This is a genomic window from Actinoplanes sp. 13 (assembly GCF_056134165.1).
In genome coordinates this window covers 126,645-142,480 of record NZ_JBVYOQ010000021.1, presented here as the reverse complement: position 1 = coordinate 142,480, position 15,836 = coordinate 126,645, and the positions used below count along the sequence as shown (strand labels likewise).

The following is a 15,836-nucleotide window of genomic DNA, read 5'->3' as shown; positions in this document are numbered from 1 at the left end:
TTCACACGCGGGGTTGGGCTGAGCGGGGCACTGCAGTGTGTGAAGTTGGGGTGCGTATCGCGCCGGAAGTTCACACGGTGGTTGTGGGGAGAGGGCTGGGCGGAGCCGATTTGGATCGGGAAGCTCAGGCGCGTACCATCGCTAATCGAAGTTCCACCCATAGACCGCTGGTCGCCGCAGCGACCGTCACCACGACGGGCGCCGCGGCCGAAGGTCTCGCACAAGCGGGCGACCTGCGCAGGGAGAACGGTTCGTGATCAGCGGCCCGCGTTCGCGCGTGCCAGACATCGCCCCGTGCCCCTGCGCCGGGGCGTTTTGCTTGTCCGGGCCCTCTCGACCAGTGGCTGAGCACTGAGAGAGGAGGGACATGGCGGACAAGCCGGTCCGGGCCGACAAGGCATCGGCCGTTGCGGAGCTCACGGACAACTTCCGTGCTTCGGCGGCCACCGTGTTGACCGAATACCGCGGCCTCACCGTGAAGGAGCTCACCGAGCTCCGTCGCTCGCTGGGCAGCGAGGCGAAGTACTCGGTCGCGAAGAACACGCTCGCGAAGCGTGCGGCGACCGACGCGGGCATCGAGGGCCTCGACGCGCTGTTCACCGGTCCTACCGCGCTCGCCTTCGTCAAGGGCGATGTGGTCGAGGCGGCCAAGGGCCTTCGTGCCTTCGCCAAGGCCCACCCCGTTCTCGTCATCAAGGGCGGCGTCTTCGAGGGCAAGGCGCTCACGGCGGAGGAGGTCAACAAGCTTGCTGACCTCGAGTCCCGTGAGGTGCTGCTGGCCAAGCTGGCCGGCGCCATGAAGGGCAACCTGACCAAGGCGGCCGGCCTGTTCCAGGCTCCGCTGGCGCAGGTGGCTCGCCTCGGCGCGGCCCTGCAGGAGAAGCGCGAGAAGGAAGGTTCCGCCGAGGCCGCCTGAGCGGCCGCGGAACCAAGCACGTTTCAGTTCAGAAGCTAAGAAAGGTTGCCTCACATGGCGAAGCTCAGCACCGACGAGCTGCTCGACGCGTTCAAGGAAATGACCCTCATCGAGCTCTCCGAGTTCGTGAAGCAGTTCGAGGAGACCTTCGAGGTCACCGCGGCTGCCCCGGTCGCGATGGTCCAGGGTGGCGGCGGCGGCGGCACGGCTGCCGAGCCGGAGGCCGAGAAGGACTCGTTCGACGTCGTTCTGGAGAGCGACGGCGGCAAGAAGATCCAGGTCATCAAGGTCGTGCGTGAGCTGACCGGCCTGGGCCTCAAGGAGGCCAAGGACACCGTCGAGAGCGCCCCGAAGGCGATCCTCGAGGGCGTCAACAAGGAGAAGGCCGAGGCCGCCAAGGCCAAGCTCGAGGGCGAAGGCGCCAAGGTCACCCTCAAGTGATCTGACGCTCCTCAGCGTTTCTCGTCGATGGCGGGGTCCCTTTCGGGTCCCCGCCATCGGTGTTCCCCCAGCTCATCCACCCTCCGTTGGATGCCTGGCAAAGGCTGTCAAAGCTTGCTATTCGTGCGCTAAGGTCCCTTTGGTGCGGCGGGTGGACGACCGCAGCTGTCCGACCCGCGGCACAGCCCTTGACTGTGTGTCCCCTGACAGGCACGCTGACATCAGCAAGTTTCCGCGCTTGCGACAGCCGCCCTGTGGGTAATCGGAGTTGGTCCGGTCCCATGGACCGGCACCTGAGGGAGAGTTGCCGCGTTTCTGAGCGGCCCCGCCACCGGCGCTGACCAAGAATGCGCAGGTCAGCAGCGGCGGAGGCACGTTCCGCGAGCCACCTGAAGGTGTGGGCTGGACAGCGGTTAGCCGAGCGGCTACACTGCTAGTTTGCGCTGCCTTCTGTCTTGACGCCTGTCGGGATATCCATCTGGATAATTCCCGGGGGCTCATTGGAGTGCACGCAGACCAGTTGCATCAGCAACTCAGCCGCATAGCAGCACCGGTCCTCGGAAGGACGCATCTTGGCAGCTTCCCGCCCTGCGAAGACCAGCCGTACGTCGAGCGCTTACGCACCCCGCCGGGTCTCTTTCGGCCGGATCACCGAGCAGCTAGAGGTCCCTAACCTCCTCGCCCTCCAGACGGATAGCTTCGACTGGTTGGTCGGCAACGAGGCTTGGCAGGCCCGGACGACGGACGACCCGCACGCCCACTCGGGCCTCGCAGAGATCCTCGAAGAGATCAGTCCCATTGAGGACTTCTCCGGCACCATGTCGCTGTCCTTCTCGTCTCCGCGATTCGACGAGGTCAAGGCCTCGATCGAGGAGTGCAAGGAGAAGGACCTGACCTACTGTGCCCCGCTGTTCGTGACCGCGGAGTTCACCAACAACACCACTGGCGAGATCAAGAGCCAGACCGTGTTCATGGGTGACTTCCCGATGATGACCCCCAAGGGGACGTTCGTCATCAACGGCACCGAGCGGGTCGTGGTGAGTCAGCTCGTCCGTTCGCCGGGCGTGTACTTCACCAAGGAGCCGGACAAGACCTCCGACCGCGACCTCACCAGCGTCAAGGTCATCCCGAGCCGGGGTGCCTGGCTGGAGTTCGACATCGACAAGCGCGACACGGTGGGTGTCCGCATCGACCGCAAGCGCCGGCAGGCCGTCACCGTCCTGCTCAAGGCGATCGGCTGGTCGGCGGACCAGATCCGCGAGCGGTTCGGCTGGTCCGAGCTGCTCATGACCACGCTCGAGAAGGACCACATCGCCGGGCAGGACGAGGCTCTGCTCGACATCTACCGCAAGCTGCGCCCGGGAGAGCCCCCCACCCGGGAGAACGCGCAGACCCTGCTCGACAACCTCTTCTTCAACCCGAAGAGGTACGACGTCGCCAAGGTCGGCCGGTACAAGTTCAACAAGAAGCTCGAGATCGACGTCCCGATCGTCCGGGGCACGCTCTCCGAGGAAGACATCGTCAAGACCGTGGACTACCTCTGCCGGCTGCACGCCGGTGAGGAGGGCTACGAGGCCGACGACATCGACCACTTCGGCAACCGCCGTCTGCGGACGGTCGGCGAGCTCATCCAGAACCAGGTCCGCGTCGGCCTGTCCCGGATGGAGCGCGTCGTCCGCGAGCGGATGACGACGCAGGACGTCGAGGCGATCACGCCGCAGACCCTGATCAACATTCGGCCCGTGGTGGCCGCGATCAAGGAGTTCTTCGGCACCTCGCAGCTGTCCCAGTTCATGGACCAGACCAACCCGCTGGCGGGCCTGACCCACCGGCGCCGGCTGAGCGCGCTCGGCCCCGGTGGTCTGAGCCGTGAGCGGGCCGGCTTCGAGGTCCGTGACGTGCACCCGTCGCACTACGGCCGGATGTGCCCGATCGAGACGCCCGAGGGCCCGAACATCGGTCTGATCGGCGCGCTCTCGACGTTCGCGCGGGTCAACCCGTTCGGCTTCATCGAGACGCCGTACCGCAAGGTCGAGAACGGTGTGGTCACCGGCGAGGTGCACTACCTGACGGCCGACGAGGAAGACCGGTTCATCAAGGCGCAGGCGAACGCCGCTCTGTCGAGCGACGGCACCTTCGCCGAGGACCGCGTCCTGGTCCGCCGGAAGGGCGGTGAGGTCGACTACGTGCCCGGCACGGAGGTCGACTACATGGACGTGTCGCCGCGGCAGATGACCTCGGTCGCCACCGCGATGATCCCGTTCCTCGAGCACGACGACGCCAACCGTGCCCTCATGGGCGCGAACATGCAGCGTCAGGCCGTGCCGCTGGTCAAGGCCGAGTCGCCGCTCGTCGGTACCGGTATGGAGTACCGCGCCGCGGTCGACGCCGGTGACGTTGTCGTCGCCGAGGTCGCCGGTGTGGTCGAGGACCTGTGCGCCGACTACGTGACGGTGCACCAGGACGACGGCCACCGCCGGACCTACCTGCTGCACAAGTTCCGTCGCTCGAACGCCGGCTCCTGCGTCAACCAGAAGCCGGTCGTCTTCGAGGGTGACCGGGTCGAGGCCGGCCAGGTCATCGCCGACGGTCCCTGCACCGACGAGGGCGAGATGGCCCTCGGACGCAACCTGCTGGTCGCGTTCATGTGCTGGGAAGGCCACAACTACGAGGACGCGATCATTCTGTCGCAGCGCCTCGTGCAGCAGGACGTGCTCACCTCGATCCACATCGAGGAGCACGAGGTCGACGCCCGCGACACCAAGCTGGGTCCGGAAGAGATCACCCGCGACATCCCCAACGTCAGCGAGGAAATGCTCGCCGACCTGGACGAGCGCGGCATCATCCGGATCGGCGCGGAGGTCGTGCCCGGCGACATCCTGGTCGGCAAGGTCACCCCGAAGGGTGAGACCGAGCTGACCCCGGAGGAGCGGCTGCTGCGCGCGATCTTCGGTGAGAAGGCCCGGGAGGTCCGGGACACCTCGCTGAAGGTTCCGCACGGCGAGACCGGCACCGTCATCGGTGTCCGGACGTTCTCCCGCGAGGACGGCGACGAGCTGCCCCCCGGTGTGAACGAGCTGGTCCGGGTCTACGTGGCGCAGAAGCGGAAGATCCAGGACGGTGACAAGCTCGCCGGCCGGCACGGCAACAAGGGCGTCATCTCCAAGATCCTGCCGGTCGAGGACATGCCGTTCCTCGAGGACGGCACCCCGGTCGACATCGTGCTCAACCCGCTCGGTGTTCCGTCGCGTATGAACATCGGCCAGGTTCTGGAGACCCACCTCGGGTGGATCGCCAAGACCGGCTGGTCGGTGGAGGGCGAGGACGAGGACTGGAAGCGTCAGCTCCGCGCGATCGACGCCCACGAGTCGGTGGCCGACAGCAACGTCGCGACCCCGGTCTTCGACGGCGCCCAGGAGGAGGAGATCAAGGGTCTCCTCGAGTCGACGCTGGTCAACCGCGACGGTAAGCGGCTGGTCAACGGCGACGGCAAGGCGCAGCTGTTCGACGGCCGCTCCGGCGAGCCGTTGCCGGACCCGATCTCGGTCGGCTACGTCTACATCCTGAAGCTGAACCACCTGGTCGACGACAAGATCCACGCTCGGTCGACCGGCCCGTACTCGATGATCACCCAGCAGCCGCTGGGTGGTAAGGCGCAGTTCGGTGGCCAGCGCTTCGGTGAGATGGAGTGTTGGGCCATGCAGGCCTACGGGGCGGCCTATGCCCTGCAGGAGCTGCTCACCATCAAGTCCGACGACGTCCTGGGCCGCGTGAAGGTCTACGAGGCCATCGTCAAGGGCGAGAACATCCCCGAGCCGGGAATCCCGGAGTCCTTCAAGGTGCTCCTCAAGGAACTGCAGTCGCTGTGCCTGAACGTCGAGGTGCTCTCCAGCGACGGCGTGGCCCTGGAGATGCGTGAGACGGACGACGAGGTCTTCCGGGCCGCGGAGGAACTCGGCATCGACCTGTCGCGGCGCCCGAACGAGGGCGTCAGCAGCGTCGAAGAGATCTGACGGAACGCGTCCCCGGTGGTCACACACCGGGGACGCACCCGCCGGCCTTGAATTCACCCGAGCGACGAAACACGAGGGATAGACCAAGTGCTCGACGTCAACTTCTTCGACGAGTTGCGTATCGGCCTTGCTACCGCTGACGACATCCGGCAGTGGTCGCACGGCGAGGTCAAGAAGCCCGAGACGATCAACTACCGCACCCTCAAGCCCGAGAAGGACGGACTCTTCTGCGAGAAGATCTTCGGTCCGCAGCGGGACTGGGAGTGCTACTGCGGCAAGTACAAGCGGGTCCGGTTCAAGGGCATCATCTGTGAGCGCTGCGGCGTCGAGGTGACCCGGTCCAAGGTCCGCCGTGAGCGCATGGGCCACATCGAGCTGGCCGCGTCGGTCACGCACATCTGGTACTTCAAGGGTGTGCCGAGCCGGCTCGGTTACCTGCTCGACCTTGCCCCCAAGGACCTCGAGAAGATCATCTACTTCGCCTCGTACGTGATCACGAGCGTTGACGCCGAGTCGCGTCACCGCGACATGTCCACCATCGAGAACGAGATCTTCGCGGAGAAGCGCCAGTCCGAGAACGGCCGGGACTCCGAGATCGAGAAGCGCGCCGCCAAGCTCGAGCAGGACCTTGCCGAGCTCGAGGCGGAGGGCGCCAAGGCGGACGTCCGGCGCAAGGTCAAGGAAGCCGGCGAGCGCGAGATGCGCCAGATCCGGGACAAGGCCCAGCGCGAGATCGACCGTCTCGACGAGGTGCTCGACACCTTCCGCAAGCTCGACAGCAAGCAGCTGGTCACCGACGAGCTGCTCTACCGCGAGCTCCGGGACCGCTTCGGTGAGTACTTCACCGGTGGCATGGGCGCCGAGGCGATCAAGGCCCTGCTCGAGAACATGGACCTGGATGCCGAGGCGGAGAACCTCCGGGAGATCATCCGCACCGGTAAGGGTCAGCGGAAGATCCGGGCGCTCAAGCGGCTCAAGGTCGTCGCGGCGTTCCTGAACACCCGCAACTCGCCGCTCGGCATGGTGCTGGACTGCGTCCCGGTCATCCCGCCGGACCTGCGCCCGATGGTGCAGCTCGACGGTGGCCGTTTCGCCACGTCCGACCTGAACGACCTGTACCGCCGGGTCATCAACCGGAACAACCGTCTCAAGCGACTGATCGATCTGGGTGCGCCCGAGATCATCGTGAACAACGAGAAGCGGATGCTGCAGGAGGCCGTCGACGCGCTGTTCGACAACGGCCGCCGCGGCCGGCCGGTCACCGGACCGGGTAACCGCCCGCTGAAGTCGCTCTCCGACATGCTCAAGGGCAAGCAGGGCCGGTTCCGTCAGAACCTGCTCGGCAAGCGGGTCGACTACTCCGGTCGTTCCGTCATCGTCGTCGGCCCCCGGCTCAAGCTGCACCAGTGCGGCCTGCCGAAGCAGATGGCGCTGGAGCTGTTCAAGCCGTTCGTGATGAAGCGCCTGGTCGACCTGAACCACGCGCAGAACATCAAGTCCGCCAAGCGGATGGTCGAGCGGCAGCGTCCGGTCGTGTGGGACGTCCTCGAAGAGGTCATCAGCGAGCACCCGGTTCTGCTGAACCGGGCGCCGACTCTGCACCGTCTGGGCATCCAGGCCTTCGAGCCGCAGCTGGTCGAGGGCAAGGCGATCCAGATCCACCCGCTCGTCTGCACGGCGTTCAACGCCGACTTCGACGGTGACCAGATGGCGGTGCACGTGCCGCTGTCGGCCGAGGCGCAGGCCGAGGCCCGGATCCTGATGCTGTCGTCGAACAACATCCTCAAGCCGGCCGACGGCAAGCCGGTCACCATGCCCACCCAGGACATGGTCATCGGGCTGTACTACCTGACCCACATGACGCCCGGTGCCAAGGGCGAGGGCCGGGTGTTCAGCTCGGACGCCGAGGCACGGATGGCGTTCGACAACGGCGAACTGCACCTGCAGGCTCCGGTGAAGATCCGGCTGCGCGAGGTCGTCGGGGTCGACAACGGCGCCAAGGGCGAGCCCTGGGTCGCGCCCGAGGACTGGACCGAGGGCGACGCGGTTCTGGTCGAGACCACCCTGGGCCGGGTCATCTTCAACGAGACGCTGCCCCCGGGCTACCGGTACGTGAACTACGAGATCCGCAAGGGTCAGCTGTCGGCGATCGTCAACGACCTCGCCGAGCGCTTCCCCAAGGTCGCCCTGGCGGCGACCCTGGACGCGCTCAAGGAGGCCGGCTTCCACTGGGCCACCTGGTCCGGTGTGACGATCGGTATGGGCGACGTCATCGCGCCCCCGCGCAAGCCGGAGATCCTCGCCAAGTACCAGGCCGAGGCCGACCGGATCGACAAGCAGTACCAGCGTGGCCTGATGACCGGTGAGGAGCGTCGCGGCGAGCTCATCGAGATCTGGACCAAGGCGACCAACGAGATCTCCAAGGAGATGGAGACCGCACTGCCGCAGGAGAACCCGCTCTGGGTGATGATCAACTCCGGCGCTCGCGGTAACCTCCTCCAGCTCCGGCAGATCGCCGCGATCCGTGGTCTGGTGGCCAACCCCAAGGGTGAGATCATCCCGCGGCCGATCACCTCGTCGTACCGCGAGGGTCTGACCGTGCTGGAGTACTTCATCTCCACGCACGGCGCCCGTAAGGGTCTGGCGGACACCGCGCTGCGTACCGCCGACTCGGGTTACCTGACCCGTCGTCTGGTGGACGTCTCGCAGGACGTCATCATCCGCGAGGAGGACTGCGGCACCGACCGCGCGATCCCGATGGCGGTCACCGACCCGGAGCGCATCGACGGCAACCTGGTCGTGCACACGCACGCCGAGACGGGCGTGCACGCCCGGACGCTGGCCGACGACATCACGGACGCCGACGGCAACCTCGTGGTGGCCCGCGGCTCGGACCTCAACTCGATCCTGGTCGACAAGCTGGTCGCCGCGGGTGTCGAGAACGTCCGGGTGCGCAGCGTCCTGACCTGTGAGTCGAAGCTCGGCGTGTGCGCGGCCTGCTACGGCCGTTCGCTGCCGACCGGCAAGTCGGTCGACATCGGTGAGGCGGTCGGCATCATCGCCGCCCAGTCCATCGGTGAGCCCGGCACGCAGCTCACGATGCGTACCTTCCACACCGGTGGTGTCGCGGGCGAGGACATCACCCAGGGTCTGCCGCGTGTCCAGGAGATCTTCGAGGCCCGCGTGCCCAAGGGCAAGGCGCCCATCGCCGACACCCCGGGTCGCGTCCGCATCGAGGACGGCGAGCGTTCTCGCAAGATCATCGTGGTGCCGGACGACGGCAGCGAGGAGATCGTGTACGACAAGATCTCCAAGCGCGTCAAGCTGCGCATCCCGGACGGCGGCCACGTCGGCGTCGGCGAGAAGCTCACCGAGGGCACCATCGACCCGCACGAGCTGCTGCGCATCATGGGCCCGCGCGCGGTCCAGGTCCACCTGACCAGTGAGGTCCAGGAGGTCTACCGCTCGCAGGGTGTGCTCATCCACGACAAGCACATCGAGATCATCATCCGCCAGATGCTCAAGCGGGTGACGGTCATCGACTCCGGCGCGACCGAGTTCCTGCCGGGTGTGCTGGTCGACCGGGCGCTCTTCGAGTCGGAGAACCGCCGGCTCGTGGGCGAGGGTGGCGAGCCCGCCGCCGGTCGCCCGGTGCTGATGGGTATCACCAAGGCCTCGCTGGCGACCGACTCCTGGCTCTCGGCGGCCTCCTTCCAGGAGACCACCCGGGTGCTCACCGACGCTGCGATCAACTCGCGGAGCGACTCGCTCGTCGGCCTCAAGGAGAACGTCATCATCGGTAAGCTCATCCCGGCCGGTACCGGTATCAGCAAGTACCGGAACATCCGGGTCGAGCCGACCGAGGAGGCCAAGGCCAAGGTGTACTCGATGACCGGGTACCCGGAGACCGACTACGGCTTCGGGCCGGCCAGCGGGCAGGCTGTGCCGCTGGACGACTTCGACTTCGGGTCGTACCGCTAAGGGTTTCTCTCTCGAAGGGCGGTCGCGCATTGCGCGGCCGCCCTTCGGGTTTCTCTACCATGGTCTGGTGACGCTTCCCGCGGTGCCCACCCGCCATCCGTTGGATCCGGAGCCGGTGCCGGCCACGAAGACCCGGGCCGTCTTCGCGCTCGGGCTGCTGGGGCTGCTCACCGGCCCGTTCGTGGGCGGGGTGATCCCGGCCACGATCGCGCTGCTGCTGGCCCGTCAGGCGCACCGCCAGGCGTACGAGTCCGGCGGCTACCTGACCGGCTCCCGATGGTTGCGCCGCGGCCGCGCGCTGGCCTGGGGCGGTCTGGTGCTGGCCCTGGCCGCGGTGGTGGTGGCGGGGATCGCCGGTCTGCTGCACCTCGCCGCCGCGCCCGGTGGCCCGGACTTCGCGCCCGGGGTGGACTGATCCGGGTGGCCCCCGGCCGGGGTGCACGCCGGCTCGTTCGGGTGACATGCTTTCGGTATGAGCCAGCCCCCGGGAAGCGCATATCCGCCTCCGCATCAGCCCGTCGGCTATCCGGGTCAGCAGCCACCGGCGCAGTTCTCCGTGCCGCCCTATGCTCCGCCGCCGGTCGCCCCGCCGTCGGACGGCTGGCAGCTGGAGCGGATCGACGTGGTCGGCGGGACGGAGTACGGGCTGGCCCAGTTGCGGGTGCCGCCGATCACATCAGGGCTGGCGATCGGCGCTTTGATCGCGGGCATCGGTGCCATTCTGGTGTCGGTGCTGGCCGCCTGCTTCGGTGTGGTGGAGGCCTCCGATGGCTTGGGCGCCGGCGTGACCGGCGCGTTCACGTTGCTCACCGTGCTCGCCGGCGGGGGAGCGGTGGCTGCCGGCATGATCGCGCTGCGCCAGATCCGCCGGTCGGGTCACACCGGCCGGGTGCGGTTCACCGGGCGTGGCCTGGCGATCGCCGGGATCGTGTGCGGGGCGATCGCCGCCGGAATAGGTGTGCTGGCGTTGACGTTGGGACTGCTGTCACAGATGTGATGATCGGCCGTGTCCACGGGCGGCCGATGGCGGGATCCGGCACCGCGGCGATGCCGCGCCGGGCCACCCGGTACACTGGTATACGGAGATGTCCATCGTGGGGGCCTGGGCTCATTTTGACCTGGATGCTTGCGGTGGGTACTCTTTCCCCTCGTGCCCGCGCTCGCGCGGGCAACTCGTGCGTGCACCCGAATCGGAACGTACGACGGGTATTGCGGCACGACGGGCTCAGGGGCACTCATGTCCGACGGATATGGGTCTGAGCCTGCGACAAAGACAAGACCCGGTGCGCGTGACATCACGCGCGGCGGGACCGTGAGCCGGACGACACGCCCGACCGCGGGTGCGGGACCATCCCTGACGGGACGGGCCGGCACACAGAGGCAGATATACACGGTGCGGCCGTAAACAGGAAGCGGCCGAAGGGAGCGGAGAAACCCGGTGCCCACGATCCAGCAGCTGGTCCGTAAGGGCCGCCAGGCGAAGACGAGCAAGACGAAGACGCCGGCGCTGAAGGGAAGTCCTCAGCGGCGCGGCGTGTGCACGCGCGTGTACACCACCACCCCCAAGAAGCCGAACTCTGCGCTGCGCAAGGTCGCTCGTGTGAAGCTCAGCAGCCAGATCGAGGTCACGGCGTACATCCCGGGCGTCGGCCACAACCTGCAGGAGCACTCGATCGTGCTTGTGCGTGGCGGTCGTGTGAAGGACCTTCCGGGCGTCCGCTACAAGATCGTCCGTGGTTCGCTGGACACCCAGGGTGTCCGGAACCGCAAGCAGGCCCGCAGCCGTTACGGCGCGAAGAAGGAGAAGAGCTGACATGCCGCGTAAGGGACCCGCTCCGCGCCACCCTGTGGTCGCTGACCCGGTGTACAACTCCCCGCTGGTGACGCAGCTGGTCAACAAGATCCTCATCGGCGGCAAGCGTCAGCTCGCCGAGCGCATCGTGTACGGCGCCCTCGAGGGCTGCCGCGAGAAGAGCGGCACCGACCCGGTCGTCATCCTCAAGCGTGCGATGGACAACGTTAAGCCGACCCTCGAGGTCCGCAGCCGCCGTGTCGGTGGCGCGACCTACCAGGTGCCGGTCGAGGTCCGTACCCCGCGGCAGACCACTCTCGGTCTGCGCTGGCTGGTCCAGTACTCCAAGGCCCGCCGTGAGAAGACCATGATCGAGCGCCTCCAGAACGAGCTGCTCGACGCCAGCAACGGTCTGGGTGCCGCGGTCAAGCGGCGCGAGGACACCCACAAGATGGCGGAGTCCAACAAGGCCTTCGCTCACTACCGCTGGTAGGACCCTGCTGAGGCCCGGCACATAGCCGGGCCGTCGGCAGTCGTACCGGTCCACGAGACAGACGACGAAGAAAAGTAGGGATGGAAGTGGCCGCCGCAGACGCGCTCGCCAAGGTACGCAACATTGGCATCATGGCGCACATCGACGCTGGTAAGACCACCACCACCGAGCGGATCCTGTTCTACACCGGCATCACGTACAAGATCGGTGAGGTCCACGAGGGCGCCGCCGTCATGGACTGGATGGAGCAGGAGCAGGAGCGCGGTATCACCATCACTTCCGCCGCCACCAAGTGCGAGTGGAAGGGTCACACGATCCAGATCATCGACACGCCCGGCCACGTCGACTTCACGGTCGAGGTCGAGCGGTCGCTGCGCGTGCTCGACGGCGCGGTCGCGGTCTACGACGGCGTTGCCGGCGTGGAGCCGCAGACCGAGAACGTCTGGCGTCAGGCGGACAAGTACGACGTCCCCCGGATGTGCTTCGTCAACAAGCTCGACCGGACCGGTGCGGACTTCTTCCGCTGCGTGCAGATGATGATCGACCGGCTGAACGCCACCCCGCTGGTCCTCCAGATCCCGATCGGGCTCGAGGGCGACCACATCGGCGTCGTGGACCTGATCGAGATGCGTGCCCTCACCTGGCGTGGGGAGACCCAGAAGGGTGAGGACTACGCGGTCGAGGAGATCCCGGCCGACCTCGCCGAGCAGGCCGCCGAGTGGCGCGAGAAGCTCATCGAGACTCTGGCCGACGTCGACGACGCCGTGATGGAGAAGTACCTCGAGGGCGAAGAGCTCTCGATCGAGGAGATCCGGGCCGCCATCCGGCGTTCCACGATCGCCAGCAAGGCCAACCCGGTGCTCTGCGGCTCGGCGTTCAAGAACAAGGGTGTGCAGCCGATGCTGGACGCCGTTGTCGAGTTCCTGCCGTCGCCGCTGGACATCCCGGCCATCGAGGGCACCGCGACCGACGGCGAGACGCCGCTGCTGCGCAAGCCGTCGAACGACGAGCCCTTCTCGGCGCTGGCTTTCAAGATCCAGACCGACAAGCACCTCGGCAAGCTGACGTACGTGCGGGTCTACTCCGGCACGCTCGAGACCGGTACCCAGGTGATCAACTCCACCAAGGACCGCAAGGAGCGCATCGGCAAGATCTACCAGATGCACGCGAACAAGCGTGAGGAGCGGTCGACCGCGCAGGCCGGCGACATCATCGCCGTCCAGGGTCTGAAGCAGACCACCACCGGTGACACGCTCTGCGACCCGGCCAAGCCGGTCATCCTGGAGTCGATGACGTTCCCGGAGCCGGTCATCCAGGTCGCCATCGAGCCGAAGACCAAGTCGGACCAGGAGAAGCTGGGCACCGCGATCCAGCGCCTGGCCGAGGAGGACCCGACCTTCCGCGTCTTCAACGACGAGGAGACCGGTCAGACGATCATCGCCGGCATGGGCGAGCTCCACCTGGACATCCTGGTGGACCGCATGCGCCGCGAGTTCAGCGTCGAGGCCAACATCGGTAAGCCGCAGGTGGCGTACCGCGAGACCATCCGCGGCACGGTGGACAAGATCGACTACGTCCACAAGAAGCAGACCGGTGGCTCGGGCCAGTACGCGAAGGTCATCGTCAAGGTGGAGCCGCTGGCGCTGGACGCCGACGGCCCGACCTACGAGTTCGTGAACGCCGTCACGGGTGGCCGCATCCCCAAGGAGTTCATCCCCTCGGTGGACGCGGGTGCGCAGGACTCCCTGCAGTACGGCGTGCTGGCCGGCTACCCGCTGGTGGGCGTGAAGTTCACGCTTCTCGACGGTCAGTACCACGAGGTCGACTCGTCCGAGATGGCGTTCAAGATCGCCGGCTCGATGGCGATGAAGGAAGCGGCTCGTAGGGCCGACCCGGCCCTGCTCGAGCCGATGATGGCCGTTGAGGTCACCACCCCTGAGGACAACATGGGTGACGTCATCGGCGACCTCAACTCCCGGCGTGGCATGATCCAGTCGATGGAGGAGCGCCACGGCGCTCGTGTCGTCAAGGCTCTGGTCCCGCTCTCGGAGATGTTCGGCTACGTCGGCGACCTCCGGTCGAAGACTGCGGGCCGGGCGAGCTACAGCATGCAGTTCGACTCCTACGCCGAGGTTCCGCAGAACGTGGCAAAGGAGATCATCGCTAAGGCCACCGGCGCCTGACGCGTTGAGGCACGTGCGGCCCGTCGAGGGCCGCACGTGCACGAGCAGTCGACAGAGTCCTGAGCGCCTTATCGGCGTGCCGGGCGAAAAGTAATGATCAGTCCACAGGAGGACACCAGTGGCGAAGGCGAAGTTCGAGCGGACTAAGCCGCACGTCAACATCGGCACCATTGGTCACATCGACCACGGTAAGACGACGCTGACTGCGGCCATCACGAAGGTCCTGCACGACGAGTTCCCCGAGCTGAACCCGTACACCCCGTTCGACGAGATCGACAAGGCGCCGGAGGAGAAGGCCCGCGGCATCACGATCTCGATCGCGCACGTCGAGTACCAGACCGCGGCGCGCCACTACGCGCACGTGGACTGCCCCGGCCACGCCGACTACATCAAGAACATGATCACGGGTGCCGCGCAGATGGACGGCGCGATCCTGGTCGTGGCCGCCACCGACGGCCCGATGCCGCAGACCAAGGAGCACGTCCTCCTGGCCCGCCAGGTCGGCGTTCCGTACATCGTCGTCGCCCTGAACAAGAGCGACATGGTCGAGGACGAGGAGCTCCTGGAGCTCGTCGAGCTCGAGGTCCGCGAGCTGCTCAGCACCTACGAGTTCCCGGGCGACGACCTGCCGGTCGTGCGCGTGTCGGCGCTCAAGGCGCTCGAGGGCGACCCGGAGTGGACCGGCAAGCTCCTGGAGCTGATGAACGCGGTCGACACCGCGATCCCGCAGCCCGAGCGTGAGACCGAGAAGCCGTTCCTCATGCCCATCGAGGACGTCTTCACGATCACCGGTCGTGGCACCGTGGTGACCGGTCGCGCCGAGCGCGGCATCCTCAAGCCGAACGAGGAGGTCGAGATCGTCGGTATCCGCGAGAAGTCGACCAAGACCGTCTGCACCGGCATCGAGATGTTCCGCAAGCTGCTCGACGAGGCCCGCGCGGGTGAGAACGTCGGTCTGCTGCTCCGCGGCATCAAGCGCGAGGACGTCGAGCGCGGCATGGTCGTCGTGAAGCCGGGCACCACGACTCCGCACACGGAGTTCGAGGGCCAGGTCTACATCCTCTCCAAGGAGGAGGGTGGCCGGCACACCCCGTTCTTCCAGAACTACCGGCCCCAGTTCTACTTCCGCACCACGGACGTCACCGGCGTCGTCACGCTGCCCGAGGGCACCGAGATGGTCATGCCCGGCGACTCCACCTCCATGTCCGTGAAGCTGATCCAGCCGATCGCCATGGAGCAGGGCCTGAAGTTCGCGATCCGTGAGGGTGGCCGCACCGTCGGCGCCGGAACGGTCACGAAGATCAACAAGTGATGATCGGTCGTCACGGTGTCAACCGTGACGACCCTCATCGGTGACCCCGATTAGCGTTGCCGGCGAGAATCCGGCATACTAGTCAGGTTGCGTCCGCGCGGGGTGGGTGACTGTTCGAGGAAACACTGCTCGTTCAGTCGCCCACCCTCGCCGGGTGTCCGGGTGTGTTCCTTTTGCCGCCCGACACCACAGATCCCCGCGATCGATCGCTTCAGTCGGCTGAACCAGTCGACCGGGGCGAAGTCAGAGTGCCCAGCATTCTGAGACAAGGCGCGACACGCCCGACCGCGGGGGTCGGACAACGCAGGATCAACGGTCCTGCGGGCATGCGAGGGCCACCCGCTTTCGCACGTAGCGGCATCGAGAGAAGGAAACAGAAGCCACCATGGCGGGACAGAAGATCCGCATCCGGCTCAAGGCCTATGACCACGAGGTCGTCGACTCCTCGGCACGGAAGATCGTCGAGACGGTGACGCGAACCGGGGCGCAGGTCGCGGGCCCGGTGCCGCTGCCCACGGAGATCAACCGTTTCTGCGTGATCCGTTCGCCGCACAAGTACAAGGACTCGCGCGAGCACTTCGAGATGCGCACGCACAAGCGTCTGATCGACATCATCGACCCGACTCCGAAGACGGTCGACTCGCTCATGCGCCTCGACCTGCCGGCTGGCGTCGACATCGAGATCAAGCTGTAGGGATCCGGACA

11 protein-coding genes are annotated in these 15,836 nt (G+C 66.7%); all 11 read left to right on the top strand.

All coding sequences use genetic code 11. The features are described from left to right. Positions 1 to 367: 367 nt before the first annotated feature. The 11 genes from rplJ (at position 368) to rpsJ (ending at position 15,825) form a co-directional block, all read left to right on the top strand. Positions 368 to 916 carry a 50S ribosomal protein L10 gene (rplJ, locus tag AC0NH5_RS31660; protein WP_474410491.1) on the top strand — a complete coding sequence of 183 codons (549 nt, stop codon included), beginning with the start codon at positions 368 to 370 and terminating at the stop codon, positions 914 to 916. A 54-nt stretch (positions 917 to 970) separates the two neighbouring features. Further along, positions 971 to 1,357, top strand: coding sequence for a 50S ribosomal protein L7/L12 (rplL, locus tag AC0NH5_RS31655; protein WP_474410490.1), 387 nt, complete (start codon positions 971 to 973; stop codon positions 1,355 to 1,357). Positions 1,358 to 1,929: 572 nt separating this feature from the next. Next, entirely contained in the window at positions 1,930 to 5,370 is a 3,441-nt protein-coding gene (gene rpoB, locus AC0NH5_RS31650) for a DNA-directed RNA polymerase subunit beta (RefSeq protein WP_474410489.1), read from the top strand. Between the two features lie 87 nt (positions 5,371 to 5,457). Beyond that, positions 5,458 to 9,351, top strand: coding sequence for a DNA-directed RNA polymerase subunit beta' (locus AC0NH5_RS31645; RefSeq protein ID WP_474410488.1), 3,894 nt, complete (start codon positions 5,458 to 5,460; stop codon positions 9,349 to 9,351). Between the two features lie 67 nt (positions 9,352 to 9,418). Further along, on the top strand, positions 9,419 to 9,766 hold the full coding sequence (locus tag AC0NH5_RS31640) for a hypothetical protein (protein ID WP_474410487.1): 348 nt from the start codon (positions 9,419 to 9,421) through the stop codon (positions 9,764 to 9,766). 57 nt (positions 9,767 to 9,823) lie between these two features. Further along, positions 9,824 to 10,348 carry a hypothetical protein gene (locus tag AC0NH5_RS31635; protein ID WP_474410486.1) on the top strand — a complete coding sequence of 175 codons (525 nt, stop codon included), beginning with the start codon at positions 9,824 to 9,826 and terminating at the stop codon, positions 10,346 to 10,348. A 441-nt stretch (positions 10,349 to 10,789) separates the two neighbouring features. Then, positions 10,790 to 11,164, top strand: coding sequence for a 30S ribosomal protein S12 (rpsL, locus tag AC0NH5_RS31630; protein WP_014440718.1), 375 nt, complete (start codon positions 10,790 to 10,792; stop codon positions 11,162 to 11,164). Between the two features lies 1 nt (position 11,165). Continuing rightward, positions 11,166 to 11,636, top strand: a complete 471-nt coding sequence (gene rpsG, locus AC0NH5_RS31625) for a 30S ribosomal protein S7 (protein ID WP_196415138.1) — start codon at positions 11,166 to 11,168, stop codon at positions 11,634 to 11,636. An 86-nt stretch (positions 11,637 to 11,722) separates the two neighbouring features. Continuing rightward, entirely contained in the window at positions 11,723 to 13,819 is a 2,097-nt protein-coding gene (fusA, locus tag AC0NH5_RS31620) for an elongation factor G (RefSeq protein ID WP_474410485.1), read from the top strand. Positions 13,820 to 13,937: 118 nt separating this feature from the next. After that, positions 13,938 to 15,131 carry an elongation factor Tu gene (gene tuf / locus AC0NH5_RS31615; protein WP_043531101.1) on the top strand — a complete coding sequence of 398 codons (1,194 nt, stop codon included), beginning with the start codon at positions 13,938 to 13,940 and terminating at the stop codon, positions 15,129 to 15,131. 385 nt (positions 15,132 to 15,516) lie between these two features. Then, entirely contained in the window at positions 15,517 to 15,825 is a 309-nt protein-coding gene (gene rpsJ / locus AC0NH5_RS31610) for a 30S ribosomal protein S10 (RefSeq protein ID WP_007073037.1), read from the top strand. Positions 15,826 to 15,836 lie beyond the last annotated feature (11 nt).